Below are 26,533 nucleotides of genomic sequence, written 5' to 3'. Positions count from 1 at the left end.
TTTACTTTTCTTGCCATAAAAAATGCCCCCAAAAGTGTCTAACTTTTTGGGGGCAGTGTATTTTTAGTTGGCTTTTTTGTTTTGAATCTATTTCATCATATTATTATAAAATCGGAGTGAGAAGCTGAAATATATTCAGCTTGACAATAACTTAAATACAAAGCAAATTCATCATATTGAACTTGTTTCAAAATCGCATCGTATTAATCAATCTTTGTTTCAACTTTATTGTTTTTGATTTCCTCGAATTTCTTATTCTGTTCCTCTACAATTTTATTAAATTCTTTCTGAGAAACCACTTTTCCTTTTGTTGGTTTTAGAATTTTTAATTGAGGCTCGATTGAAATTTTATCGGCAATAAATGTACGGTGATGACGACCATTTTTATTATTAAAATAATGTGTAAATTTAACTATCAAACCAGGTAATTCACCGTATCCATTTGGTCCAAATTTTAAGGATAAACTAGGAACAAACCAAGCTTCATATTCTAAATAATCATTTTTATAAGTAGCTTTTCTTGTTTCATACCCTAAATGCGTTCCTCGTTCCCGCTCTATTTTCCATTCGACTATATTCAATAAATCTTTGATAATATATTTACCGTTGTAATCAGCCTCATAAATATATTCTCTTGTTTCTAAATTAAGATACGTTTTTCCTAATGGACCAGAAATAGCTGGTTTTTCCATTTCTTGCGAATTATTTACACGCTGTACATCTTCAAAAACTGCTTCGTTTTTGTCGATAAATAAAGTATAATAAGTGATTATTTCGTTCGAGTTTTTATATAAATTCAGTAAATGTTCATCTTTTACAATAGAGATATCAAACGAATTTTTGTAACTGTATTCAACAACAACTTTATCTTGTGCATAATTAAATATAAAAAATAGTAGAAATATTAATGTTAATTTTTGCTTCATAAAACAAATATACTATAAAAGCCAACTTTATAGTTGGCTTTTATATTTTGACTCTGTTTCATCATATTATTATAAAATCGGAATGAGAAGCTGAAATAAATTCAGCTTGACAATAACTTTAATACAAAGCAAATTCATCATATTGAACTTGTTTCAAAATCGCATCGTGTTAATCAATCTTTGTTTCAACTTTATTGTTTTCAATTTCAGCTTCTATTCTCAGGATTTTATTAAAATAAACTGTAAAATCATCAACCATCATCAATTCCCCTTTTGTTGGTTTAATAATTTTAGCTTTATCATTTAAATCAACTTTAGTTGCTGTATATATATGCTGATGCACACCATCATCTTGATCTAAAATTATTTTCAATTTTAAAATCAATCCTGGTAATCCAAAAATATTTCCAGGTCCAGTTTTATATGGTAAACTTGGCGCAAACCAAGCTTCGTATGTAATATTAAAACGTTTGGCTACTGCTTTTTTAACATCGTATCCTAAAATTTTATCATATTCTCTTTCTAATAACCAATTGTATTTAGTAACGGTATCTTTTACAATAAAGTTTTTTCCTTTAAAATTAATTGGATCTAATGTATAATTCTCCAATATATTATTATACAAATTGGCTGAAGGAACACTATAAGGTTCTACATCAAATACATTTTGACTATTATTAATTTTCTCTATTGAATTAAAAATTGATTCTTCTTTTGTTGTGATTAATTGATATTCTCCTGTATTTTTATTTGAAGCTTTATAAATTGCTAAAGTTCTAGCATCTGAAGATTTTGTAAGATCGTATTTATAATTAAAGATATAGTCAACAACTAATTTCTCTTGCGCATAATTAGATATAAAAAATAGTAGAAATATTAATGTTAAATTTTGCTTCATAAAACAAATATACTATAAAAAGCAAACCTGTCATCTTGAACTCGTTTCAAGATCGCATTGTTAATCAATCTTTGTTTCTACACCTATATTATCCGAATTTTGTTTTGCTTCCAATTCATTATTTAAAATTTTGAACTTTTCTCTCGAAATTTCAATTCCTTTGGTAATTGGTTTTAATTCTAAATTTTTAACAATTTGAATATTTGTAGCTTTAACTATATAGTTAGGTTCAATACTATCATTCATAAACGTTTCAACTCGAAGAACTAAACCTGGCAAACCAATATAATCTTCTGGACCAAATTTAGCTGGTAAATCAGTAGCATACCAAACTTTTATACTCCAATTATCTTTTTTATAAGTAGCTATCTTAACATTATAGCCTAAATATTTAGAGCTTTCTCTCAGTAAAGTATAATTATATTTTACATTAATTGAATCTGAAACTATATAAGTTTTGTTACCAATTGTTTCCTCTTTTTTGGAAATATTATTCGTAAAATCATAAAAGGTATTTGGTGTGAAATTTCCAATTATTTTAAATTTATTCCCTTGATTATTCAAAATTTTATCAATTTTATAATAATAACTTTTTCCCTTAGTAATTTGTAATTTATAAGGTTTTGGTTCTTTTAAGAATTTATAAAACTCATCTACAACCCCAGTTTTATCTTTTTGTCTTTGAATAATAGACAATTCATAATCAATGATTAAATCATCTTGTGCTTGTAAAAAAAAATGAAACAGATAAAAATGCAACTGATAGTAGTTTTTTCATTTAATGTAAATTATTATTTTTCAAATAAATAAATAAATAAATAAATAAATAAATAAATAAGGTTTTAATCTATTTTCTTATTCACTCTATTATTAAGCATTTCTTGTTGTCTTTTCATCATTTCCTCAACATATTCATTATAACCTTCTTTCGAAATAACTTCACCTTTTGTTGGCCTCTCAATTTTAGCCTTATCATTAATTTTAACATCAAATGCAGTCGTTATTTTCTTGTGTCCTTGTGCATCAATTTCAGTTAACTGAAGAATAACACCAGGTAATCCGTTGAATTTAAAAGGTCCACTTTTAAAATTTAGACTTGGAGCAAACCAAGCTTCATAAGTATATTTCCCATCAATTGCAATTGCTTTTTTTACATCATAACCTAATAATTTTGATTTATCCTTTTGAATTGTCCAATTGTAAGTTGATAACGAGTCAGAAACAATAAAAACCTTACGAATCATATTTTTTAACTCAACTAATTCTTTTGTTTCATAATTAACATAATAAGAATCTTTTGGTGGTAATATTGATAATTTACCTACACCTTTGTCTTGCTGATTATTTAATTTTTCTATTGGATTAAATACTGCTTCTGTTTTGGAAGTTACCAAACTAAATTCGGCGGTATTTTCGTTTGAGGATTTATAAAAATCAAGAGTTGAAGATTTATCTGCTTTGCTTAAATCAAAAGCATATTCAAATTTGTATTGAATTTCTAATTTTTCTTGCGCATTAACAAAGAAAACTGAAGCAAACAAAGCAACAGATAGTAATTTTTTCATATTTATGTTTTAATAAAAATATATAAAAAAAGTATAATCCTTTATGAATTATACTTTTATTTAATTAAAATTTAACATTATTGCAATATTGTTAAATAATATCGTAATATTTTAAGGCATTCCAAATTCCATCCTCATCAGCCGAAGTTGTAGTAAAATCAGCTGCCTGTTGAATATTTTTTTCAACATCGCTTATTCACCATAAATTGATAAATCTAACTTTATTTATGATAAAATCTCATATATATCCACAATCTTACCTTTATCTATCACTTTTATTAATAATCGTGAATATATTTTTCTAATAAGATAATTTCATTGAAATTTAACATCTTGAATAAGAAGTAAATCAAAAATAAAATATGTATTTTACTTTAAAATTACAGCTTCTATAGCCTAAAGAATCTGAATTTATATATTTTTGTAAAGGTTATTCTTGTTGGAATAATTTTTGATTAAGTATTATTACAAAATTACAAATTAATTATATTTTAAAAAATGGGTGGATATTACATTCTAATCGGATTGTTCATGCTTATCAGCATGGGTGTATCTTCACAATTAAAAAGAAAATTCGCAAAATACTCTAAAACGTTTTTAGCAAACGGAATGAGTGGACGAGAAATCGCCGAAAAAATGCTTGCAGATAATGGAATTACTGATGTAAAAGTAATTTCAACTCCAGGTCAGTTAACTGACCACTACAATCCAGCAGATAAAACTGTAAATTTATCGGAAGTTGTTTACCACGAACGTAACGCTGCCGCTGCCGCTGTTGCTGCGCACGAAGTTGGCCATGCGGTACAACATGCTGTCGGTTACAGTATGTTACAATTTCGCTCGAAAATGGTTCCTATGGTGAATATTGCATCAAACTTAAATCAATGGATTTTAATGTTAGGTGTAATGACTATGGCTGGATCTGGAAATACAACATTATTATGGATTGGTATCGCATTATTTGCTGTAACTACGGTTTTTGCTTTAGTTACTTTACCTGTAGAATACGATGCATCTAACCGTGCATTAGCTTGGTTTCAGAAACATAATATGTTATTACCAAACGAATTTGACGGAGCAAAAGACTCATTAAAATGGGCTGCACGTACTTATTTAGTTGCTGCTATTGGATCATTATCACAGCTAATTTACTTTGTGTTAATGGCAGTTGGTGGCGGAAGAAATGACGATTAATAAAAGAAATCATATTGATAAAAAAGAGTCTGAATTATTCAGGCTCTTTTTTTATTTTATTTTACCTATTTTTAAAACATGAGAAAATTAGGTTTAGGGCTTTTATTAGCTGCTGCAACGATTAATGCACAAGAAAAAGAAATACCATCAAAAGTATTTTGGAATAATTTACAAAAACATTGTGGAAAAGCTTACGAAGGAAAATTAGCAGATTTTGTTAAGAATGATGATTTTTCTGGAAAAGAATTAAAAATGCATGTAATTTCATGTAAACCAAATGAAATTAAAATTCCATTTCATGTTGGTGATGATCATTCTAGAACTTGGGTTTTAACTTATGAGAATGATGTAATTAAACTAAAACACGATCACAGACACGAAGATGGTTCTGAAGATAAAGTAACTCAATACGGTGGAACGAATCCAAATCCAGGTTTTGAAAAATTTCAAATGTTCCCTGCTGATTTAGAAACTCACCAAAGAATTCCTTACGCATCTACAAACGTATGGTGGATTACATTAGACGAAAAAAAATATACTTACAACTTACAAAGAGCTGGTTCTGATAATAAATTCACAGTTGAATTTGATTTAACGAAAGAAGTTGAAAAACCACAAGCACCTTGGGGTTGGACTGGTAAATAATAATTTATTTAATAAAAAACCTGAAGAAATCTTCAGGTTTTTTTGTTTATTTTTTATCGTATAATCGATTGTAAACATCTTGGTATTTAGCTAAAACGAATTTACGTTTCAATTTTAAAGTAGGCGTTAATAACCCTTCATCAACTGTCCATTCTTCCGGAACTAATTCAAATTTTTTGATTTGTTCCCAATGTCCAAAACCTTGGTTATAAATATCAATTTCTGATTGTATTTCTTTAATCAATAATGGATCTTTTGCAAGCTCTTCATTAGACACAGAAACATTAATTCCTTTTGAGACTAAGAAATCTTTAGCTACATCAAAATTTGGTTTAATGATAGCGCATGGCATTTTTTCACCATCACCAACAACCATTACTTGCTCTATAAAACGAGATTCTTTAAATTTATTTTCGATAACTTGTGGAGCAATATATTTCCCTCCAGAAGTTTTAAACATTTCTTTTTTACGGTCTGTAATCTTTAAAAGTCCATTTTCTAACACACCGATATCTCCTGTTTTAAAATATCCGTCTTCTGTAAATACTTCTTTTGTTTTTTCTTCATCCTTATAATAACCAGAAAAAACTGATGGTCCTTTCACCATAATTTCACCATCATCTGCAATTTTCACATCTAATCCTGTTAGTGGTTTCCCTACAGTTCCAATTCCAAACCATCCTTTTTCCATTTTATTAACCGAAATAACTGGAGATGTTTCAGTTAAACCATATCCTTCTAAAATAGGAATTCCAGCTCCCCAAAATAAATGATTTAGTCTTGGTGCTAAAGGCGCTGAACCTGAAACCATACAACATAATTCACCTCCAACACCTTCTTTCCATTTAGAGAAAACAATTTTAGATGCAATAGCGTGTTTTAATTTAAATATGGAACCATGATTAGCATATGGATCGTAACCTTCTACAAGACTTAAAGCCCACATAAATATTTTAGTCTTTAAACCACCTGCTGTAGAACCAGTGTTATAAATTTTATCATATACTTTTTCTACTAAACGAGGAACAACTGTCATTACATGAGGTTTCACCTCTTTCATATTTTCACCTAAAGTCTCTATACTCTCTGCATAATAAATTCCATTTCCTATATATTGATATAAATAAATCAACATACGCTCGAAAACGTGATTAATAGGTAAAAATGACAAAGATTTTGCCAATGGAGGAAAAACGGGAACACGTTCAGCACTACGAATTGTATTAGAAACAATGTTGTCATGAGTTAATACAACACCCTTTGGACGACCAGTAGTACCTGAAGTGTAAATTAAAGTAACTATGTCAGAAGGTTTAATTAAATTCTTTAAACTTTCTACTTCATGTTGTGTAGAATCATCACTCCCTAAATCTAAAATTTCTTTCCAATTTGCTGCACCTTCTACTTGATCAAAAGTGTAAATAGCAACTAATGAAGATACCTTATCTTTAACATCTGAAATTTTTTTGAATAATTCGGCATCAGAAACGACACAAAATTTAGATTCTGAATTATTTAATATATATTCAAAATCCTCAGGAGATAGAGTTGGATACATTGGAACTGATATGGCACCAACTTGCTGCATACCAATATCTGCAACATTCCATTCTGTTCGATTGTTAGAAGTTACAATCGCGATTTTATCTTGGGGTTTGATTCCTAGTTTTAGTAATCCTCGACTGAATGCATTAGCTTGTCCAATATATGATGCTGTAGATGTTTTAATCCATTCACCATTTACTTTCGTAACTAATGCATCCTCTCGAGGCGCCTTCTCCAACTGATAATAAGGGAAGTCGAAAAGTCTTTTAATTTCCATTGATATTTTCTCGTTTTTTTGTTAATGCCAAAATAAGACTATTTTTAAATAAAACAATAACAATTATCGAGAAATAACGTATTTAATACACCAATATTAAATACATTTATCAATTAAAGACAACATTACTCATCTCCTTCTAATTCAGCCATTTCTTTATCATAGAAATCTAAAGCTAATTCAATTAAAGCCGCTACCTCTGTATCGAAGTCCTCAGCATCTTCTTCATCAGATAAATCTTCAAACCACTCTACTTCATCAGTTTCTACATCTAATAAAAAACGTGGATAATCTGTATGTAAAATAAAGATTTTATCTGGAAAATCTGAATTGTCAGCGATTAAAAACTTTGGTAATTCCATTGTATATAATTTTATGAATTTTCAATAATTAATTTTTTTGTTTGTTGATGGAAACGGTAAACTAACATAATTGCAGAAACAGTAAGTCCGATTCCTAAACCTATCCACATTCCGAATGCACGCATTTCAAAAACAATCGCCAATACAGTTCCAATTGGTATTGCAATTAACCAATATGCTACAAATGTAAGAATTGATGGAACACGAACATCGGTCATTCCTCTCAATGCACCTAAAACTACAAGTTGTAAACCATCTGATAATTGAAATAATGATGCGATTATCAATAATTGTGCTGCAAGATTGATTACTTCAGTATTTTCAACATAGATTGTAGGTAACTGATAACGTAATAAAATAAATCCTAATCCACAGACAAACATAAATCCTATAACCATCCATACACATGACCAACCAGCCTCTCGCAATGTTTTGTAATCTTTTAAACCTAATTGATTACCAATACGAACAGTTGCTGCTACACCTAATCCAGTACACATCATAAATGTTGTTGAAGCTAAATTAATAGCAATTTGATGCGCAGCTAAATTAACCTTTGCCAATTCTTGATCGGCTAATGAATTTGTAAACGTATATCCACATATGAATGCAGCTGTTGAAAAGGCACTCATTTCAAAGAAGGAAGTTAAAGCAGTAGGAATTCCAATATTTGAAATCTTTTTAAAATATTTTTTCTGAATATTTTTAAATGAAACAAGCTGTAAAACTTCACGTGTTTTACTAAAATTAAAAAGCACGACTAATAAGAAAACCATCATTACAACACGAGCCACAAATGTTCCCCAAGCTGCACCTTCAACTTCTAAACGAGGGAATCCCCAGTTTCCATAAATCCAACCATAATTAAGACCTATATTGACAATATTTCCTAAAATAGTAGCAATTGTTACAGGAATTGTAAGTGATAAACCTTCTGATAACTGTCTAAATGATTGAAAAATCATCAACGGTATCATCGAGAAAGTCATAATATTTAAATAAGGTATACAAGCATCTATTACATCAACAGGCTGTTTCATGTAATGTAAAAGTGGTTTTGCAAAAGTGATTAAAAGAAACAGTAAAATAGATAATGATACATTTAATATTAAACTGTGTGTAAAATAATTTGCAGCACTTTTCTTATCACCTTTTGCATCTTCAGCAGCAATTAATGGAGAAAGAGCAAAACTAAATCCAAAAGCAAAGACTAAAACTGCAAAAAATAATGAATTTCCTAAAGAAGTAGCAGCTAAAGCAACTTTACTAATACTTTCATCTTTAATATTATCAAATTTACCACCCAATCCTCCGACCATGATAGTATCAATGATATTTACAGAAATCTGACCAGCTTGTGTTATCATAACTGGTATTGCCAATTTCATGTTGCGTTGTAAATGTTCCTTTAAAGTCACGAGTTAAAATTTATACAAAGATAATTTAAGGTATCATACTTTCTTAATAAAATAATTATTCACGCATAATATTCTTATATTTTTATAACTTGCAAATCAAATAACCACAAAAAAAATATTTCATTATGACATTTGACGAGTTTAAACAGAATTTAGAAATCCCTCTAATTTCATCTCCAATGTTCTTAGTTTCAAGAACTGAACTAGTTATCGAAGCATGCAAAAACGGAGTTTGCGGAACTTTCCCTTCATTAAACGGAAGGTCTTCTGAAGATTTTGAAAATATGCTAATAGAAATAACGACAGAGTTAAAGAAATTTGAGGAAGAAACTGGTAAAAAAGCTGCCCCATTTGGTGTTAATATTATTGTAAATCAAACGAATCCACGTATTCAACCTGATTTAGAATTATGTGCAAAATATAAAGTACCATTAATTATCACCTCTTTAGGAGCTGTTAAAGAAATTGTAGATGCAGTGCATGCATATGGTGGGTTGGTTTTCCATGATGTGATTAAAAAACGTCATGCTGAAAAAGCGAGTGAAGCCGGTGTTGACGGTATTATTGCTGTAGCAGCTGGTGCTGGTGGCCACGCTGGTACTTCTAATCCATTTGCTTTAATTGCAGATATAAAATCTGTTTACAATGGTCCAGTAATTTTAGCTGGATGTTTAAATACAGGTAATGATGTGGCTGCAGCATTAGCAATGGGAGCTGATTTTGCTTATATGGGAACTCGTTTTATAGCTACAAAAGAAGGATATGCAGATGATGCTTATAAAAATATGATTATTGATTCTACCTTAGAAGATATCATTTACACTCCGCATGTATCAGGAGTAAATGCTAATTTCTTAACGAAAAGTTTGGCTTTAGCAGGAGTCGATTTGACGGAAGAGAAAGAAGAAGATTTTTCTAAGTTAAATGGTGAAGGACAAAAAGCATGGAAAAACATTTGGTCAGCAGGACACGGAGTTTCTGGAATCCATGATATCCCTACAACAAAAGAATTAATAGATCAAATTAAAGCTGAATACAAAGCTGTTCTTCAAAAAAACAAAGAAGAATTAGAAAAATTGAAATATTAATAAATGAATACAACTACTGAACTAATCAACCTAATAACACTAAAAAAAATTGGTGAAAATTTATTTGAAGGAAGAAGTTCATACATGGGTAGTCCAAACGTTTTTGGTGGACAAGTAGTAAGCCAAGCTTTATATGCAGCTTACCAAACTGTCCCAGAAGATCGTTTTTGTCACTCGTTACACTCTTACTTTATTTTACCGGGAAATTTAGAAATTCCTATTGAATATGAAGTAACTATTCTTCGTGATGGTGGAAGTTTCACAACACGTTCAGTAACTGCAAAACAAGAAGGAAAAGCTATTTTTATGATGGCTTGTTCTTTTCAGATAGAGCAAGATGGATATGAGCATCAAATTGATATGCCAATTGTTAAATCGCCAGAAGAATTAGTAAGTTGGACTGATATTTTAGAACAATTTGGTACATTATTACCAAAAGCAATTCATAATTTTATTGCTGCTGAACGTCCATTAGAATTTAAACCAACAGTGATTCAGAATCCATTTGAAAAAGTAGATTATGAACCAATCAGTAATACATGGATTAAATTTAACGAAGCTGATATGGATTTATCAATTCCAACAATTCAACAATTATTAGCATATTGTTCAGATTACAATGTATTAGCTACTTCTTTATTACCACACGCTTCTAAAGCACATTTTGGTAATACGCAAGTTGCAAGTTTAGACCATTCAATTTGGTTCCACAGAAATACAGATTTAAAAGATTGGATTCTTATAAATGTAGAATCCCCAAGCGCATCAAACACAAGGGGATTCAATAAAGGTTCTATTTTTAATCGTTCTGGCAAACTGATTTGTAGTATAACTCAGGAAGGTTTAATGCGACCTAAACAAGCTTAAGAGTTAGGATTTTCAAGTAAAATTTCTGCACGTTTTTTTACTTTCTTCCAAACTCTAATTACAGTTATTACAAGTATTATAGCGATAATAAATGCCAATGGTGCAATTACAATCGCTATAATACTTAAAAATAACGATCCTAATGTTTCACCAGTATTTACCAAAAAGTTGCCTATACCTCCAGTAGTGGTTGTAGATATAGCCCTAGCTGTCGCTGTGGTTGTACTAATTGCAGCAGCTGTACCACCACCTGCAATAATTGCTAAAGCCCAAGTTGCTACTTCATTCATTTCTGTCAGCGTTGCACCTACCGCAAATGTACCAGCTACTGCAGCTAAAGGCACAGAAATAGTATCTAACATATTATCAATTACAGGAACATAATAGGCACCAATTTCTATTATCATTGCAATACCTAATGTAATAATCGCTGGCCAGCTACCAACCCATTGTAAATCTTGGTCTATTTCAATATAATTACCTGTAAGTTTAGTTGCTAAACTTAAAATAAATAAAGGCAGAAAAACTCTAAAGCCTGAGGCTGCTGCCAAACCTACTCCCAAAAAAAGGGATAATAGCGTACTTCCTGAAAAGAAATCCATAGTAATTTTGTTTTTTTTGTGTGGTTTTATACTATAAATATATGATAAAATTCTATTTTTTATCCGTTAAATTTTCTTTTCCTTTGCAGACGGTTTGATTTTTAAAATCGAATATTTAAAATTCAGTCGTAACCTATACCTAACGATTCTATAAATGAATGTCTCATTCACTCTATGAATACAATTCAAAACTCTGAATTTTAATTGTCAAATTTTTGACTTCATTCCACCAAATCTGTAAGAATAGTGATTAATTTCGTTTCATTATTGATATTTTTTTATCTTTAGATGAAATTTAATTAAGAACGAATCTTGCCAGTAAATAAAATGGATAATAATAACAAAAATACACGTTCAAAAATGTTAGTTATAGGAATTGCAGGAGGAACTGGTTCAGGAAAAACAACCGTAGTTAATAATATTTTACGCGACTTAAATACAGAAAGCGTAATCGTGATCTCTCAAGATAATTATTATAAAGATAATCACGATATGCCTTTAGAAGAAAGATCAAAAATCAACTTTGATCACCCAAGATCAATTGATTTTGATTTATTAAAGGAACATGTTCGTGCGCTTAAAAATGGAGAAACAATTGAACAACCTGTTTATTCATTTATCACTCATACGCGTACAGGTGAAACTATTTTAACTCACCCACAATCTGTGATTATTGTAGAAGGGATTTTAGTTTTAACTGATGCTGAATTACGTGAATTATTTGATGTAACAATCTTTGTACATGCTGATTCTGACGAAAGATTAATTCGTCGTGTTCGTCGTGATATCCAAGAAAGAGGACGTGATTTAGATGAGGTTTTATCTCGATATCAAGACACTCTAAAACCAATGCACCAACAATTTATTGAACCTTCTAAAAATTATGCAGATATCATTATCCCTAACATGAAAAAAGGACATTCTGTTGCGGTTAAGATCTTATCTTCTGTAATTAAAGAAAAACTGAATACAACTAAATAATGAACAAATTTGTCGGAAAATTTATTTCTTTAGAGAAATACGAAAAATATAAACCATACATGAAATGGATGAAATATGTGATTAACCCATATTTTATTATTAGTGTATGTTTTATTATTTGGATGGCATTTTTCGACCAAAATTCATTAATAACACATAAAGAATTAGACAAGCAAATTCGTGAATTAGAAGCTGATCAAACCTATTTTGAACAACATTTAAAAAACGAAAATGCTAAATTAAAACTACTACAAGACAATCCTGCTGAAATTGAACGTATTGCTCGTGAGAAATTCTTTTTAAAGAAAGACAACGAAGATATTTTTATTATTCAGCAAGAAGTTCATAAAAAACCACAAAAAACAACGAATGAGTAATTTATTTGATGAATTTAATGCCATTTCTGAAAAAGAATGGAAAAACAAAGTTCAAGTTGAATTGAAAGGATTAGAATATAATGAAACTTTAGTTTGGGGAACAAATGACCAAATTAATGTAAAACCATTATACACTAAAAAAGATGTAAACTATTCAGAAATTCAACCATTACCACGTAAAAATTCAGATTGGAAAATCATTTCAAATTATACTGAAAATGATAAACAAGATTATACTTTTTTATATGGTTATGAGATTAAATATAATCAATTAAAAGAAAATAATAACATTCCAAACTATTTAGATTTATTCATTAATTTGGACGAAACTAATAGTATTGATGGTTTAGAAGAGTTAAAAAACTTAAAATATTTAAACTTAGATATTTTTGGATTTTACGCTCAGAATGGGTTATGGCAAACTGAAACAAAGGACGAGGCTTTTGATTTAGTAAAAAAAGCTATTACTAATCCAAATTTCGAAAAGGCGATTGCTATACAAGGAGAAGTTTACCAAAATACTGGAGCTACTCACGTACAGCAATTAGCAATTACATTAGCTCATGCAGTTGAATATTTAGAAAAATTTGGTCCTGAAATCGCAGATAAAATGTATTTCCGTTTTGCTGTTGGAAGTAATTATTTCTTTGAAATTGCAAAATTACGCGCATTCCGTTTCCTTTGGAAATTGATTTTAGATCTATATAATGTAGAAAGTGAAGCTGTTGTTTACACAACAAATTCATTAAGAAATAAATCTAAATTAGACCGTTACAATAATGTTATCCGTACTTCTGTAGAAGCCAATGCTGCTATTTTAGGAGGAAGTGATATTATCAATATTCAGTCGTATGATTCTTTATACGAAACAACAGATTTTGGTTTAGAATTAGCTGCAAAACAGCAACTTTTATTACAAAAAGAATCTAATTTAGACCAATTTACTGATCCTGTTGCAGGTTCTTTCTATATTGAGAGTTTAACAAATCAAATGGCTGATAATGCGTTAGAATTATTTAAGACCATTCAAAATGCTGGCGGATTTATTAAAGCTTTAGAAAATGAAACAATACAAGATTTCATTTATACTAGTGCTAAAAAAGAACAGAAAGAATTTGATACAAACGAAATTAATTTAGTCGGTGTAAACAAATTCAAAAATCCAGATGAAAAGTTAGAAATAGTAAAAAAAGAAAAAGTAGTTAAACCTGCTTTATTTGTACCAATTGTACCTTCTCGTTTGGCTGAAAAAATTGAAAAAAATTCATAAAACAATCTGAATTAAAAGGCAATTTTAATGATTAACAATACAATTTTAACTCCTGAATTTCAGGAGTTTTTACTTTCTATAGAAAAAGAAGACATACGTACGATTGGTTTAAAAAAATCGCCATTTAATGATGTTACATCTGCTGAAGTCGCTCAACAACTAAAAGGTTTACAAGTTGCAAAGCATAAATTTCCTACTTTTTATCAGACAAAAGGTATTTACTTTCCTCCTTCTGTTAATTTAGAACAAGCAAGTTCTGAGGCGACAGCAAACTACAAAGCATCTTTGGTAAAAGGTAAAAAATTAATAGATTTAACTGCAGGTTTAGGAATTGATACAATTGCTTTTTCAAATACATTTGAAGAAGTTATTCATATTGAACAAAATCCTGATTTAAGTGAAATTGTTGCTCATAATGTTTCCATATTAAATAAGAATATCAGATGTTTTAATGGAACTTTTGCTGAATATTTCGCTCAAAATTCTAATGAAAAATATGATCTAATTTATTTAGATCCTGCAAGAAGAAATGATTCTGGAAGAAAATTTATTTTAGAAGATTTAGAACCAAATATTTTAGAATACATTCCTATTTTCTTTGAAAAAAGTAATCAAATAATGGTAAAATTATCACCATTATTAGATTTATCTTTAACAATACAACAAATTCCATCAATTAAAGAAATTCATATCGTTGCGCTTAAAAACGAGGTAAAAGATTTCTTGATTATTTTAGAGAAAGATTTTGAAACCACAAATCCTAAAGTCGTTTGTGTTAATTTAGAATCTTATCAAGATGATTTTTCATATCAATTTGAAGAAGAAGCTGAATCTTACGCATCATTTGGTGGACTAAAAAAATACATTTACGAACCTAATGTATCTATACTAAAAGCTGGTGCATTTAAAAAGATTTGTGACAATTATAACGTATTAAAATTACATCAAAATACACATCTCTACTCATCAGATCAATTGATTGAAAATTTTCCGGGACGAATTTTTAAAATTGAAGAAATTATTAAAAATCCAAAAAAAGAAATTGCTAAATCAAAAGCGAATTTACTTGTCAAAAATTATCCTGATTCTATCGATGTGATTAAGAAAAAATATAAAATTAATGATGGCGGAAAAACCACAATAATTTTTACACAAAGTATCGATGGAATTCATATCTTAAAAACTACAAAAATCTAAAGTTCCAAACCATAAAATCTTTTTATTTTTGTAGCGTAACATTATAAGCCAATACAATTGCAATACAAAACTAAAATAGAGAATTTTATAAATAGTGAAATGTTTTCAGATGGATTGAAAACAGCATTTTCTATAATTTTACCACCTCTTATTTTAGGTTTTTTTGGTAAAATAGATATCGGTGTAAATATCTCATTAGGAGTTATTTTAACACATATGTGCGATATTCCTGGAATTATGAAAGATCGTCGCAATTTTATGCTACTTTCTATCATTTGTACATTTATCATCTCTTATATTACCAAAACAATATTTGAAAACACTTGGTTAATCTTCGGATTACTTCCTCTCATTACATTTTCTATGTCCATGCTTACAGTTTATGGACAAAGAGCTACGAATTTGGGTATGTCGGTCATGCTTTGTTACGTTATGTCGTTATCAAATTCGTCTATAGAGCATGGTTATTCTCCTTTAAATAATTCATTAATGGTATTAGTTGGAGGATTGTGGTATTTATTTATTAGTTTATCAATCTCTCAATTTAGACCATATAAGATGGCTCAACAATCTTTAGCAGATTGTATGAATCACATTGCGGAATATATTCGAATTAAGAGTAAATATTACGATACGACGTTAGATTTTCAGAAAATAACCCAAGAACTTTTAGAGGAACAAATCCTAATTAGCGAAAAGCAGGATATGGTTCGCGAATTGGTTTATAATAACAAAAAACTAATTAAAGACACCACAGTAATTGGACGTTCTTTAGTTTTTATCTTCTCTGATTTAAACGATATTTTCGAAAGTTTTAATGCAACGCATTTTGAATATGAAAAAATGCATGAAAAATTTGGAAAAGATGAAGTTTACAGACAAATTAATAAAGTCAGTAACAAAATTTCTTTAGAATTAAAATCTATTGCTTTTCATATCAATACATCAAGAAAACCAAATTCTAAATTTGATTTTGAAAAAGAACTTTTTAAGTTAAAAGAGCAAATTGATTTATATGATGATGATGATAAAATTGTTTTGAATAACATTTATCTTAATCTAAAACATATAGTACAAAAAATAGGATTTATTCATCGATTCTTCTATGAAGTAAACGTAAAGGAGAAGAAAAAAAATCCCTACGAGCATTTACAACATTTTACTGCTCCTAAAGAATATACGTTTAAAAAATTAAAAGATCATTTAAATTTAAAATCATCTATTTTCAGACATGCTTTACGATTAAGTATAGTTATGGTTTTAGGGTTTTTATTGACTTTTTTCATTCCTAATTCCGAACATAGTTATTGGATTCTTTTAACTATTCTCGTAATTATGAAACCTGGTTTTAGTGTTACAAAAAAACGTAATTATCAGCGACTTTTAGGAACACTATTTGGCGGATTAATAGGAGTCTTTATCGTTTATTTTGTACCTAATCCACTTATTAAATTTGTTATCATGCTAATCTTAATGATTTTTGCATATACTTATTTAAGACATATTTACGTAATTGGAACTTTGTTTCTTACAGCTTACATTCTAATTTCATTCAGTTTTATCACAGAATATAATACGTTTGATATTATTGGAGAGCGCTTGTTAGACACTTTGATCGGTGGCTCAATGGCATTTATTTCAAGTTATTTAATTTTCCCTGCTTGGGAAAGTAAAAACATTCATCAAACGTTTCAAAAAGCGTTGATTGCTAACTATGAATTTTTGTTCAGAATTTTCTCTTTCGTTATTCGACGCGAAATGAATATGACCGATTATAAATTAGCACGAAAAACAGTTTATGTAAACATGGCTAACGTTACATCTGTCTTCCAACGTGTAATTTCTGAACCTAAAAACACAAAAATTAATGCAAAGGAATTAAACCGATTTACAATTTTCAACCATTCTTTCGTGTCATATTCATTAGGATTATTGGAGCTAATGCAGCGTAAAAAGAATTTAATTGTTAGAACTGAACATATCGATTTAATGATTAAAATATTGAATGATTTATATACTGTAATTCTAATTTTTGGAGATTACGAGCTTAAAAATCATCCAAATGATTTATTAAACGATTATCAAACTCCGATTTTATTCAACGAAATTGAAGACCATAACCAAGATTTAATCATGGAAATCTTAGAATTAATAGAAGAAATTGTATTTGATTTAAGAAAAGTTTCCCAAAAGATGAATTGGTAAAAAAAATTGAGCTAAATTACATAACACACTATTCCTTATGAATTTAGCTGAATTATTTAAAAATCTAAAGCCTTATGTTTGGCCCTACAGAACACTTGTAATAGCCACATTAACTTTAACGCTTATAGGTTCTTTTGCGGCTCAAGTAAACGCCTTAATCTTACAATATACTGTAGATTCTGTCAATGAATTAGTTGAAGACGGAAAGGGATTAGATGCAGGATTAAAAATTTTAACTTTTATTTCTATTGTCTTATTAGTGAAAGAAATTCTCAATTTATTTATCACTTTTGGACAAAAATATTTTGGTGAAAAACTTCGAATTTACGTTTCAAGAGATTTAGCACAAGCTATTATCGAAAAAATCTTGACGTACAGAATGGCTTTTTATACCAATCAAGACAATCAATCAGGGAAATTACAAACACGTATTGATCGCGGAATCGAAAGTTTAACACGCTTGGTACAGAATTTTTTCATCGATATTTTACCACTTTTCACAAATTCTATTGTTGCTCTATTTTTAATGTTTAATGCCAATGTTTATGTTGGTTTAGTTGGGCTTTGTATTATACCTATTTATTTTTGGATTACACAACGACAAGCGAATAGATTAGGCGGTTGGAGAAGAAATATGCGTAATTATCGTGAACAAAAATCGCAAGGAATTATCGGTATTATAGACTCTATTACAGTGATAAAATCCTTTAATCGAGAAGACATTGAAGCGAAAAAACAATTAGACATACAGATTCAATTAACCGATAATCAACTACAAACACGTAAAACAAGTTTCTTTTATGACGGAATAAAAACCTTTATCGAACAGATTGGAGTGGTTTTAATTATCATTCTTACAGCATATCTTGTTTTAGACGGACAAATGACAATTGGTGCGATAATGTTTCATATTCTGTTATTTAATAATGTCTCTGCTCCTATCCGTCAATTGCATCGAATTTATGATGAAATGAATGATGCGATGATATATTCAGAAAGCTTTTTTAGTATTATTAATGCGGAAGAAGAAACTGAAACTTCAGGAAATTATATTCCAACCGAATTAAAAGGAGAATTCAAGATAGAAAATGTAGATTTTTATTACCCCAATGGATTGCATGCCTTAAAAAATATAAATATGACGATTCAACCCAATAAAATTACTGCATTGGTTGGATTATCAGGTGCCGGAAAAAGTACTGTTATTAATTTATTGGATAAATTTTATCTTCCAAATAATGGTAAAATCTATTTGGACGGAATTGATATCGAAGAATATGACACTAAATATCTAAGAGAAAATATTGGTTTAGTTCTACAAAAAAATCACATTTTTAATGGAAGTATAGAAGAAAATATTCGATACGGAAACATTGATGCAACTGAAGAAGAAATAATTGATGCTGCTAAAAAAGCATATATACACGATCAAATCTTATTACTTCCTGAAGGTTATCAATCCAAAGCATTATTACTTTCTGGTGGACAACAACAACGTATTGCAATTGCAAGAATGTTTCTTAAAAATCCTCCAATCATCTTTTTAGATGAACCTACTGCAAGTTTGGATGCGATTGCAACAGAGCAAATTAAAAATAGTTTAGATGCTATTAAAAAAGGTCGTACAGTTATTATTATTTCGCACAGCATTTCCCAAATCATTGATGCAGATTATACGTATGTAATGAAACAAGGTGAAGTTGTAGAAGACGGAACACACGACGAAGTTTACAAAATGAACGGGACCTATAAAGAGATTTTTGATGCGATGGCTAAAAGTTTGAACATTGATAAAATCGCTAAAACCATGGACGACGATGACGAAGAAAACTTTTAATAAAAAACGCAACTCAATCGAGTTGCGTTTTCTTATTGTATAGATTTTATATTTTCTAAATAATAATTAATTGTAGATAAACGATTAATTAAATCATAGTAAGTTGGAGAAATTTCATCATCCAAATCATCTTTGTGTACAAGTTTATTATTTTTATAAAATTTTATTTTATTAGTTGATTCACCAAAGATTATGAATTCATTTTTAACTTTTTTTGGTAATGTAAAATCTATTGCATAAACTTTTTGCATAATTAATTTTTAGATAAGCTTTATTTACTTGTGCCGTTTCATTTCTTATTAAATCATCGTATCTGAAGGTTTTATATTGAATTGAACCGTTTTTCTTTAATGAAAATTTCACTCGAACTGTAGCTCCATTATAATAAGTCTCAGAAAATCTAATCTCATCATAATCCAATAAATTTCTATTCACTTTTTGACGAACTAACAATCTAGTTTCAGAAAAAATGGTGTCTTTAGAAACCTTCTCTATTTTCATAATAGGATTCATTTTACTTTCCTTTGGATATTTTTGTGCGTTATATTCCCAGTAAGAAGCTGAATTATAAATAGAATCCCCTTCAAAACTGTAAACTGGATTTCTAAATGGAGGCATTGGCTCTGGTATTGGTTCTTCCATTTCATTATCTCTTAAATAGTTTGGATTATCAATCATTATCCAAGTTCCTTGTACAGCTTCTTTATACATTTGATCATTAGAATTACAAGCTGTCAAAATCGTAAAAATTAAAAGAAATAAATATTTCATTCTTAAATATTATTGTTGAGATAAATATAAGTTTTAAATAGTAAAACTTAATTATTTTGAAAATAAGATTATAATTTTAATAAAATTTTAACTACCTTTAATACAATAAGTTGGTTGTTTATGGTAAGATTTCTGTTAATATTAGGAATTACATCTTTTATGATTAATGGATGTAAAAAAGATAATCAAGAAAATTTTCTTGAAAATTCTGATGCAAAGTTTAATACATTATTAGCATACGACTACGCTATAGATGTTCCTGTAAACAATCCTGGAGTTGTAATACATATTGATTCACTTTCATTTTTTAAATCGGAATCTCTTCAAAGTGATAAATCTAAAGAGACTAAGAATTTAATCTCAAAAATTCAGGAACTTGATAAAAATTTTGATGTATATCAAATAGTAAAGGATAATACAATCAAGATTTTAAACGAGAATAACTATAATTATACAATCTTAGATGATTTTAAAAAATCAGATTTCCCAAAAGAAATAATAAGCAAACATAATTTCAATAAAATCATCAATTTTGATAAATTAAAAGAGAATTACAAACAGGACGATTTAATTTTAATTAACGTAAAAAACGGATTTGACTATAACGAAGAAGATAAAAATAAATATGTCGCTAAAACTTATGTATATATCTATATAATAAATTCAAAAAATAAAACATTAAAGTTCTCTGAATCAATTGCAGGAACAAAATATATAGATGAGGCTAATGAATCTCTTACATCTGATTATTTGGCACAAATAATGAAGCAATCAATCGAAAATACAATGGAAATTATTGATAAAAAATATTAAATACATTGAACTATGCGCCATTTTTTTGGCAACTTTTGGAAGTCCTGAACCCTTAAAAAGTTTCAGGATTTTTAATTTTAATGATATTCTAATATTGACTTTTATTCATGGTATATTTTTTGTTAATTTTTAAATAAAATTATAGGATGCTTATTATTCGATATTTATCTTTTATTCCATTATTGACTTCTATTTCGGGATTTGCACAACAATTGATTGATCCGCAACTTCGATTGCCTGTTGAAAAAGCGATTGAATCAAGTTATGAATTAAAAAATAAACAGCTGGAAGTCGAAAAAAACAATTACCAGTATGACGAAGTAAAAGGTAAACGACAACCAAATTTATCTGCAATTGTGCTAGGTGGTTATCTAAACTCGAATGGAATCATCGATATTCCAACCAAATCAATCGATATTTTGTCTACAGAATTGTTTTCGGGTAATCAAAAATTCAATACCTCAGCAGGATTATTTACTGTCGGAGTTAACGCTACTCAAATTATATTTTCGGGATTACAAATTCCAAATGCTTTGAATGCTATTCAGGAAAAAAGTACTGCTTTAGATTATTTGAAGGAAGCCGAAAAAGAAACTATAACCAAAGATATCTTACAAACCTATGATCAATTGATGTTATTGGTCAAAGTAGAAGAATTAATTTCAAATTCTGCAAAACGCTTGGATAAAGAGCATCTTAAAGTGCAGAAAGCTATTCAAAATGGTTTAGCTATTCCATACGATCGTGAAAAAATAAAATTAGCAATGCTAGAATTAGAAGCTCGACAAGTAGAACTGAATGGTAATCGACAATTACTGTACAAAAAATTAGAAACTTTAACGCATCTGTCTGAACAAGATCTTCAACAAATTCAATATGAAATTGCGCCAATTGATATTCTTGCTTCAAGCTATACTTTAGAAAATAAAAAAGAGTTGAAAGCACTTGAACACTCTGTGAAAGCTTACGAATTTCTGTATCAAAAAGAAAAAGGTTCACATTTACCGCAAGTTTTTGCATTCGCGAATACCAATTACACCTCAATTTTTGGAAGTCGTTTCAAATTAAAAGATGTTGATGTATTAGGTGATGTTAATTTAAAAATGAACCAATTTTCGATGTTCCCTAATATTTTGATTGGTATTGGCGCAAAGTGGGAATTGTTGGATGGCGGACAACATAAAAATAAATTAGCACAAGCGAAAACTGACATTTTAATAAATGAAAACAAGTTAAGAGATTCGCAAGAAAAACTAAATTTATTATTAAGTAAAAATAAAATTGATTATGAAACTTCTACTGAAAAATTAAAAGTAAATAATCAACAAAATACCATTGCAACAAATAATTTAGAAATCGCTTCAAGAAGATTTCAAGAAGGATTAATAGATGTAACCGAGCGTTTGGCTGCCGAAAATGATTATTACAAAGCCAATTTAGGTTATTATGCTCAAATCTTGGATCAACGCTCTAAAACCTACGAATTACTTCAAACTTCTGGAGAATTATTTAATCAAATCTCAAATTAAAATCATGAAAAATACACTATACTATATTTTTGCTTTAAGCGGATTTATACTTTTTACAAATTGTAAATCATCTGACAAGGAAAATAAAAAAGAAGAGCAAACTATTTTTCAAGGTAAAATTGAGCGCGATCAAATTAGCGTTGTAACAAAAATTCCAGGAAAAATAGATCAAATATTAGTTCACGAAGGTGATGAAGTAAAAAAAGGACAAACGCTTTTTATCTTACAATTACCAGAGGTTGATGCGAAGAAAAGTCAAGCAGAAGGTGCTGTAAATTCTGCCGAAGCTCAATACGAAATGGCTAAAAAAGGTGCTACAGATAATCAATTGAAACAATTGCGTGCAAAAGTTGCTGGCTTGAAAGAACAATTAGATTATGCAGAAAAATCAAATCATAGACTAAAAAATATGCTTCGAGATAGTCTTGTTCCACAACAAAGTTATGATGAAGTTTATGCGAAATATCAAGGCGCTAAAAACCAATATTTAGCTGCAAAAGCGGAATTAGCTGATGCCGAAAATGGAGCGCGTGTTGAACAACAACAAATGGCTTTGGGACAAAAAGAGCGTGCTTTGGGAGCTTTACAAGAAGTAGATGTTGCTGAGGCGGAAAGACACATCAAAGCACCGCAAGATATGACGGTTGAAACAATTAATCTAAAAGTTGGAGAATTAGCTTTGGCTGGATATTCTATTGCAAACGGAATTTTAGAAGAAACTACATTTTTTAGATTCACAATTCCTGAGAATAAAATCGGACAATTACAAAAAAATCAAATCGTCAATTTAAAAGTTCCTTATAAAAATAATATGGTTTTGAAAGGTAAAATTGTTTCGATAAAAGTTCTTAATTCGTATGCTAATATTTCGACTGCTTATCCTGATATTGATCAACAACAATCCCAATATGAAGTAAAAGTTGTTCCTGTTGACTATAAACAAGCTACTCAACTGTTGACAAAAGCAAATGTAGTTTTAGATTTTAACGCTAAATAAATTCTGATGAAAACGATTTTTCATTTAATTATACGAGAATTCAAACTTTTCTTTAAGAATCCTGTTTTACCAATTTTATTCTTGGGAGCGCCTATTATGTATGGTGTTCTAATCGGAAATGTTTATAAAAAAGGGAATGTAACTGATTTACCAATTATTGTTGTAGATGAAGATCATACGACGACAAGTCAGAAAATTATTCAGATGTTAGATGAAAATGAATCGGTGAAAGTTGCAGAAGTTTTACCTTCAACATTTGATTCTAAGAATAAAGCTTTAGCAATCGGAGCTGAAGTTGTGGTTGTTATTCCTCGAAACTTTCAGTCTGATGTACAACAAAAAAAAATACCCGAAATCGCTTATTTTGTAGATGCTTCAAACACGTTAACTTCTAATACAGCGTCAATCGCAATCACGACAGTTCTAACAACAATGAAAGCCGGAATTTCGATAGAAACAGCTCGGAAACAAGGTATTCCTGAATATATTGCTACACAAAGTTACGAACCATTCAAATCAACGATGATTCGCCAAAATATTAGAAGTGGAAACTACTTATATTTTATGCTTCCAGGTGTTTTATTAACCGTATTACAACAGGTTTTATTATTAGGTTTAGCACTTTCATTTGCTTCTGAATTTGAAAACAAAACTTTTAATGAATTAATCTCAAAATCATCTAATCCATTTACCATTTTATTCGTCAAAACTTTTCCTTATTTATTTATGTCAGTATTTATATATATGCTGTATTATTGGTTCGGAATGTTTTATGACATGAAATTAGAAACCGAATTTTGGCCATTCTTCACTTCTTCTTTTGCATTTATTTTAGCAGTTTGCTTTTTAGGATTTTTAGTCAGCATTCTCCTTCCAAGTCAACTAAAAGCAACCGAAGTTTTGATGGTTGTTGCAACACCAAGTTTCATTTTAAGTGGATTTACATGGCCTTTAAGTCAAATGCCAAAATGGATTCAAGCAATTTCAGATTGTATTCCATTAACACATTATTTGAAAATATTCCGAATACTTTTCATCGAAAAAGGCGATTCTGCGTTAATTCAACCACATTTAAATAATCTAATTGTAATAGGAAGTATTTGCTTTGTCTTATCTTTGGCCATTCTAATCGTTAAAATAAGAAAAGCTAAACAATCGATGAAACAAATCGAAACAGAAAAGATTTAGCATCTTTTTTTAACTTACAAAACAGATAATAAACCATGAATTTTCTTACAGTTGAAAATCTAACCAAATCATATGGAATCCGAACTTTATTTCAAGATGTAAACTTCCACGTAAACGAAGGTGATCAAATTGCATTCGTTGCAAAAAACGGAAGTGGAAAATCGACATTATTAAAAATCTTAGCAGGATTAGAAACTCCAGATTCTGGAGAAGTTCGTCCAGGTAAAGGTGTTAAAATTTTAATGTTAGATCAAAGTGATGATTTCGATCCAAATTTAAAAGCCGAAGAATATATTTTCAACCATTCAAACGAAGTTTTAGATGTTGTACGCCAATACGACATGATGTTGGAGAATGATCCATCGAATCCTGAATTGATTGATTTAATGGCTAAAATGGATGTTTTAGATGCTTGGAAAGTAGAACCTGTAATTAAAGAAATTTTATCAAAATTAAAAATTGATTTCTTAGATCAAAATATTGGAAAACTTTCTGGTGGACAGCGAAAAAGAATTTCGTTAGCTAAGTTTTTAATAGATTTAAGTTTCGAAAAAGGATATGTTTTATTGATCTTAGATGAGCCTACTAACCACTTAGACATTGAGATGGTTGAATGGTTAGAATTTTTCTTGAACAAGGAAAATAAAACATTGATTCTTGTAACGCACGACCGTTATTTCTTAGATGCAATTTGTACTAAAATCTTAGAAATGGAGGATAAAACATTATACGTTCACTCTGGGAATTACGAAACATATATTACGAATAAGGCTTTACGTATTGATAACCAAAATGCATCGATTGATAAGGCTAAAAACTTGTACCGTAAAGAGATTGAATGGATGCGTCGTCAGCCAAAAGCTCGTACTACAAAATCTAAATCGAGAATTGATGCTTTCTACGATACAGAAAAAGCTGCGAAGCATAAAATTGTAGATCAGAAAGTAAAATTAGAAATGGTGATGACTCGATTAGGTCAGAAAATCATCGAGATGGAAAATGTATCTAAAGCTTTTGGGCAAAAGAAAATCTTAGATGATTTCTCTTACATTTTTGCGCGTGGTGGAAAAATTGGTCTAGTCGGAAAAAATGGCGTTGGTAAAACAACTTTCCTTAAAATGTTAGAAGGAATTGAAGCTGCAGATTCTGGAAACATTGAACGCGGTGAAACTTTAAACATTGGGCATTTTAAACAAGATGGAATTCAATTTAAAGAAGATGAGCGTGTAATAGAATTTGTAAAAGACATCGCAGATTTCTTTCCACTTTCTAATGGAAAAGAAATGCGTGCTGAGCAATTTTTAGAAATGTTCTTATTCTCTCCAGAAACACAACATACTTTTATTTCTAAATTAAGTGGTGGTGAAAAGAAACGTTTACAATTGTTAGCGATTCTTTATAAAAATCCAAATTTCTTGATTTTAGATGAGCCTACAAATGATTTAGATTTACCTACCTTAACCGTTTTAGAAAGTTTCTTAGAAGAATATCAAGGTTGTTTATTAGTTGTTTCTCACGACCGTTATTTTATGGACAAAGTGGTTGACGAATTAATGATTTTTGAGGGAGAAGGAAAAGTTTCTCGCTACATGGGAACGTATACTGAATTCCATATCGAAAATAAAAACAAGCCTGAAACGCAAGAAAATAAAGTACAAGAGGAAATCCTAATTACTGAAAAGGTTGTGGAAAAGCCTAAAGTAATCGATAATAAGCCTCGTAAATTATCTTACAAAGAACAAAGAGAATTAGAACAAATAAATAAGGATTTGCCAATTCTAGAAGCTAAAAAAGATGAATTAACAAACTTACTTTCGGATCCAAATTTAGCTTATGATAAAATTGCTACAATTGGAGAAGAGTTACAAAAAATTGTAGACGAACTTGAGGAAAAAGAATTCCGTTGGTTAGAATTGTCTGAAGAATAATTATTACTTAAAAATATTAAAAAAACCTCATCTTTACGGATGAGGTTTTATTT

Annotated in this window: 25 protein-coding genes; 15 read left to right on the top strand and 10 right to left on the bottom strand. The window is 29.4% G+C overall.

The features are described from left to right. Positions 1-203 precede the first annotated feature (203 nt). The 4 genes from EAH69_RS09610 to EAH69_RS09595 form a co-directional block, all read right to left on the bottom strand. On the bottom strand, positions 204-926 hold the full coding sequence (locus EAH69_RS09610) for a GLPGLI family protein (RefSeq protein ID WP_121934985.1): 723 nt from the start codon (positions 924-926) through the stop codon (positions 204-206). Positions 927-1,095: 169 nt separating this feature from the next. Further along, the gene (locus EAH69_RS09605; RefSeq protein ID WP_121934984.1) at positions 1,096-1,824 is read right to left on the bottom strand and encodes a GLPGLI family protein; all 729 of its coding nucleotides are present in this window, start codon (positions 1,822-1,824) and stop codon (positions 1,096-1,098) included. 60 nt (positions 1,825-1,884) lie between these two features. After that, the gene (locus EAH69_RS09600) at positions 1,885-2,583 is read right to left on the bottom strand and encodes a GLPGLI family protein (RefSeq protein WP_121934983.1); all 699 of its coding nucleotides are present in this window, start codon (positions 2,581-2,583) and stop codon (positions 1,885-1,887) included. 83 nt (positions 2,584-2,666) lie between these two features. Further along, entirely contained in the window at positions 2,667-3,389 is a 723-nt protein-coding gene (locus EAH69_RS09595; RefSeq protein ID WP_121934982.1) for a GLPGLI family protein, read from the bottom strand. A 498-nt stretch (positions 3,390-3,887) separates the two neighbouring features. On the opposite strand from EAH69_RS09595, the gene EAH69_RS09590 reads away from it, so the two are divergent. Together EAH69_RS09590 and EAH69_RS09585 are read left to right on the top strand one after the other, a co-directional pair. Then, entirely contained in the window at positions 3,888-4,583 is a 696-nt protein-coding gene (locus EAH69_RS09590) for a zinc metallopeptidase (RefSeq protein ID WP_121934981.1), read from the top strand. 78 nt (positions 4,584-4,661) lie between these two features. Next, a complete protein-coding gene (locus EAH69_RS09585; protein WP_121934980.1) occupies positions 4,662-5,228 on the top strand; it encodes a hypothetical protein in 567 nt (188 codons plus the stop codon). A gap of 46 nt (positions 5,229-5,274) precedes the next feature. Here the strand turns inward: EAH69_RS09585 and EAH69_RS09580 are convergent, their stop codons facing one another. The 3 genes from EAH69_RS09580 to EAH69_RS09570 form a co-directional block, all read right to left on the bottom strand. After that, the gene (locus tag EAH69_RS09580) at positions 5,275-7,050 is read right to left on the bottom strand and encodes an AMP-dependent synthetase/ligase (protein ID WP_121934979.1); all 1,776 of its coding nucleotides are present in this window, start codon (positions 7,048-7,050) and stop codon (positions 5,275-5,277) included. A gap of 125 nt (positions 7,051-7,175) precedes the next feature. Continuing rightward, entirely contained in the window at positions 7,176-7,412 is a 237-nt protein-coding gene (locus tag EAH69_RS09575) for a hypothetical protein (protein ID WP_121934978.1), read from the bottom strand. A gap of 11 nt (positions 7,413-7,423) precedes the next feature. Beyond that, positions 7,424-8,800, bottom strand: a complete 1,377-nt coding sequence (locus EAH69_RS09570; protein ID WP_230466771.1) for an MATE family efflux transporter — start codon at positions 8,798-8,800, stop codon at positions 7,424-7,426. A 155-nt stretch (positions 8,801-8,955) separates the two neighbouring features. On the opposite strand from EAH69_RS09570, the gene EAH69_RS09565 reads away from it, so the two are divergent. Then, positions 8,956-9,918 (top strand): NAD(P)H-dependent flavin oxidoreductase, encoded by a 963-nt coding sequence (locus tag EAH69_RS09565; RefSeq protein WP_121934976.1) that lies wholly within the window; start codon positions 8,956-8,958, stop codon positions 9,916-9,918. A gap of 3 nt (positions 9,919-9,921) precedes the next feature. Further along, positions 9,922-10,785 (top strand): acyl-CoA thioesterase, encoded by an 864-nt coding sequence (locus tag EAH69_RS09560; protein WP_121934975.1) that lies wholly within the window; start codon positions 9,922-9,924, stop codon positions 10,783-10,785. Here EAH69_RS09560 and EAH69_RS09555 read toward each other — a convergent pair. Next, a complete protein-coding gene (locus EAH69_RS09555; RefSeq protein ID WP_317124740.1) occupies positions 10,782-11,348 on the bottom strand; it encodes a DUF4126 domain-containing protein in 567 nt (188 codons plus the stop codon). The two genes, EAH69_RS09560 and EAH69_RS09555, sit on opposite strands and share 4 nt — an antisense overlap. A 399-nt stretch (positions 11,349-11,747) precedes the next feature. On the opposite strand from EAH69_RS09555, the gene udk reads away from it, so the two are divergent. Genes udk through EAH69_RS09525 form a run of 6 tightly spaced genes read left to right on the top strand, consistent with a single transcriptional unit; the run spans position 11,748 to position 19,254 of the window. Continuing rightward, the gene (gene udk, locus EAH69_RS09550) at positions 11,748-12,368 is read left to right on the top strand and encodes a uridine kinase (RefSeq protein ID WP_121934991.1); all 621 of its coding nucleotides are present in this window, start codon (positions 11,748-11,750) and stop codon (positions 12,366-12,368) included. After that, positions 12,368-12,745 (top strand): FtsB family cell division protein, encoded by a 378-nt coding sequence (locus EAH69_RS09545; RefSeq protein WP_121934973.1) that lies wholly within the window; start codon positions 12,368-12,370, stop codon positions 12,743-12,745. Before udk ends, EAH69_RS09545 begins: the two co-directional genes overlap by 1 nt. Next, positions 12,738-14,015 (top strand): methylmalonyl-CoA mutase family protein, encoded by a 1,278-nt coding sequence (locus EAH69_RS09540; protein WP_121934972.1) that lies wholly within the window; start codon positions 12,738-12,740, stop codon positions 14,013-14,015. The genes EAH69_RS09545 and EAH69_RS09540 overlap by 8 nt, the downstream gene beginning before the upstream one ends. 27 nt (positions 14,016-14,042) lie before the next feature. After that, positions 14,043-15,212: a class I SAM-dependent methyltransferase gene (locus EAH69_RS09535; protein WP_230466770.1), complete on the top strand. Its 1,170-nt coding sequence runs from the start codon at positions 14,043-14,045 to the stop codon at positions 15,210-15,212. 57 nt (positions 15,213-15,269) lie between these two features. Next, positions 15,270-17,417 (top strand): FUSC family protein, encoded by a 2,148-nt coding sequence (locus tag EAH69_RS09530; protein WP_121934971.1) that lies wholly within the window; start codon positions 15,270-15,272, stop codon positions 17,415-17,417. 37 nt (positions 17,418-17,454) lie between these two features. Then, positions 17,455-19,254 (top strand): ABC transporter ATP-binding protein, encoded by a 1,800-nt coding sequence (locus EAH69_RS09525; protein WP_121934970.1) that lies wholly within the window; start codon positions 17,455-17,457, stop codon positions 19,252-19,254. Between the two features lie 32 nt (positions 19,255-19,286). On the opposite strand, the gene EAH69_RS09520 is transcribed toward EAH69_RS09525, so the two are convergent. After that, positions 19,287-19,505 carry a hypothetical protein gene (locus EAH69_RS09520; protein WP_121934969.1) on the bottom strand — a complete coding sequence of 73 codons (219 nt, stop codon included), beginning with the start codon at positions 19,503-19,505 and terminating at the stop codon, positions 19,287-19,289. Continuing rightward, positions 19,459-20,025 carry a hypothetical protein gene (locus EAH69_RS09515; protein WP_121934968.1) on the bottom strand — a complete coding sequence of 189 codons (567 nt, stop codon included), beginning with the start codon at positions 20,023-20,025 and terminating at the stop codon, positions 19,459-19,461. The genes EAH69_RS09520 and EAH69_RS09515 overlap by 47 nt, the downstream gene beginning before the upstream one ends. A gap of 120 nt (positions 20,026-20,145) precedes the next feature. On the opposite strand from EAH69_RS09515, the gene EAH69_RS09510 reads away from it, so the two are divergent. From EAH69_RS09510 to EAH69_RS09490, 5 genes are all read left to right on the top strand, one after another. Further along, positions 20,146-20,838 carry a hypothetical protein gene (locus EAH69_RS09510; protein ID WP_121934967.1) on the top strand — a complete coding sequence of 231 codons (693 nt, stop codon included), beginning with the start codon at positions 20,146-20,148 and terminating at the stop codon, positions 20,836-20,838. 146 nt (positions 20,839-20,984) lie between these two features. Continuing rightward, complete coding sequence (locus EAH69_RS09505; RefSeq protein ID WP_121934966.1) at positions 20,985-22,367, top strand: TolC family protein; 1,383 nt, start codon at positions 20,985-20,987, stop codon at positions 22,365-22,367. 4 nt (positions 22,368-22,371) lie between these two features. Next, on the top strand, positions 22,372-23,364 hold the full coding sequence (locus EAH69_RS09500) for an HlyD family secretion protein (RefSeq protein WP_121934965.1): 993 nt from the start codon (positions 22,372-22,374) through the stop codon (positions 23,362-23,364). A gap of 6 nt (positions 23,365-23,370) precedes the next feature. Continuing rightward, positions 23,371-24,552, top strand: a complete 1,182-nt coding sequence (locus tag EAH69_RS09495) for an ABC transporter permease (protein ID WP_121934964.1) — start codon at positions 23,371-23,373, stop codon at positions 24,550-24,552. A 35-nt stretch (positions 24,553-24,587) separates the two neighbouring features. Further along, entirely contained in the window at positions 24,588-26,480 is a 1,893-nt protein-coding gene (locus tag EAH69_RS09490) for an ABC-F family ATP-binding cassette domain-containing protein (RefSeq protein WP_121934963.1), read from the top strand. Positions 26,481-26,533 lie beyond the last annotated feature (53 nt).

Source organism: Faecalibacter macacae (genome assembly GCF_003687725.1).
GTDB classification, from domain to species: domain Bacteria; phylum Bacteroidota; class Bacteroidia; order Flavobacteriales; family Weeksellaceae; genus Empedobacter; species Empedobacter macacae.
This window is presented reverse-complemented; position numbering and strand designations above follow the sequence as displayed.

Bases quoted from the DNA above. Each gene is read 5' to 3' on its own strand.
- EAH69_RS09610 (WP_121934985.1), bottom strand. From the start codon at position 926: ATGAAGCAAAAATTAACATTAATATTTCTACTATTTTTTATATTTAAT.
- EAH69_RS09605 (WP_121934984.1), bottom strand. From the start codon at position 1,824: ATGAAGCAAAATTTAACATTAATATTTCTACTATTTTTTATATCTAAT.
- EAH69_RS09595 (WP_121934982.1), bottom strand. From the start codon at position 3,389: ATGAAAAAATTACTATCTGTTGCTTTGTTTGCTTCAGTTTTCTTTGTT.
- EAH69_RS09590 (WP_121934981.1), top strand. From the start codon at position 3,888: ATGGGTGGATATTACATTCTAATCGGATTGTTCATGCTTATCAGCATG.
- EAH69_RS09585 (WP_121934980.1), top strand. From the start codon at position 4,662: ATGAGAAAATTAGGTTTAGGGCTTTTATTAGCTGCTGCAACGATTAAT.
- EAH69_RS09580 (WP_121934979.1), bottom strand. From the start codon at position 7,050: ATGGAAATTAAAAGACTTTTCGACTTCCCTTATTATCAGTTGGAGAAG.
- EAH69_RS09575 (WP_121934978.1), bottom strand. From the start codon at position 7,412: ATGGAATTACCAAAGTTTTTAATCGCTGACAATTCAGATTTTCCAGAT.
- EAH69_RS09570 (WP_230466771.1), bottom strand. From the start codon at position 8,800: ATGAAATTGGCAATACCAGTTATGATAACACAAGCTGGTCAGATTTCT.
- EAH69_RS09565 (WP_121934976.1), top strand. From the start codon at position 8,956: ATGACATTTGACGAGTTTAAACAGAATTTAGAAATCCCTCTAATTTCA.
- EAH69_RS09560 (WP_121934975.1), top strand. From the start codon at position 9,922: ATGAATACAACTACTGAACTAATCAACCTAATAACACTAAAAAAAATT.
- udk (WP_121934991.1), top strand. From the start codon at position 11,748: ATGTTAGTTATAGGAATTGCAGGAGGAACTGGTTCAGGAAAAACAACC.
- EAH69_RS09545 (WP_121934973.1), top strand. From the start codon at position 12,368: ATGAACAAATTTGTCGGAAAATTTATTTCTTTAGAGAAATACGAAAAA.
- EAH69_RS09540 (WP_121934972.1), top strand. From the start codon at position 12,738: ATGAGTAATTTATTTGATGAATTTAATGCCATTTCTGAAAAAGAATGG.
- EAH69_RS09535 (WP_230466770.1), top strand. From the start codon at position 14,043: ATGATTAACAATACAATTTTAACTCCTGAATTTCAGGAGTTTTTACTT.
- EAH69_RS09525 (WP_121934970.1), top strand. From the start codon at position 17,455: ATGAATTTAGCTGAATTATTTAAAAATCTAAAGCCTTATGTTTGGCCC.
- EAH69_RS09520 (WP_121934969.1), bottom strand. From the start codon at position 19,505: ATGCAAAAAGTTTATGCAATAGATTTTACATTACCAAAAAAAGTTAAA.
- EAH69_RS09515 (WP_121934968.1), bottom strand. From the start codon at position 20,025: ATGAAATATTTATTTCTTTTAATTTTTACGATTTTGACAGCTTGTAAT.
- EAH69_RS09510 (WP_121934967.1), top strand. From the start codon at position 20,146: ATGGTAAGATTTCTGTTAATATTAGGAATTACATCTTTTATGATTAAT.
- EAH69_RS09505 (WP_121934966.1), top strand. From the start codon at position 20,985: ATGCTTATTATTCGATATTTATCTTTTATTCCATTATTGACTTCTATT.
- EAH69_RS09500 (WP_121934965.1), top strand. From the start codon at position 22,372: ATGAAAAATACACTATACTATATTTTTGCTTTAAGCGGATTTATACTT.
- EAH69_RS09495 (WP_121934964.1), top strand. From the start codon at position 23,371: ATGAAAACGATTTTTCATTTAATTATACGAGAATTCAAACTTTTCTTT.
- EAH69_RS09490 (WP_121934963.1), top strand. From the start codon at position 24,588: ATGAATTTTCTTACAGTTGAAAATCTAACCAAATCATATGGAATCCGA.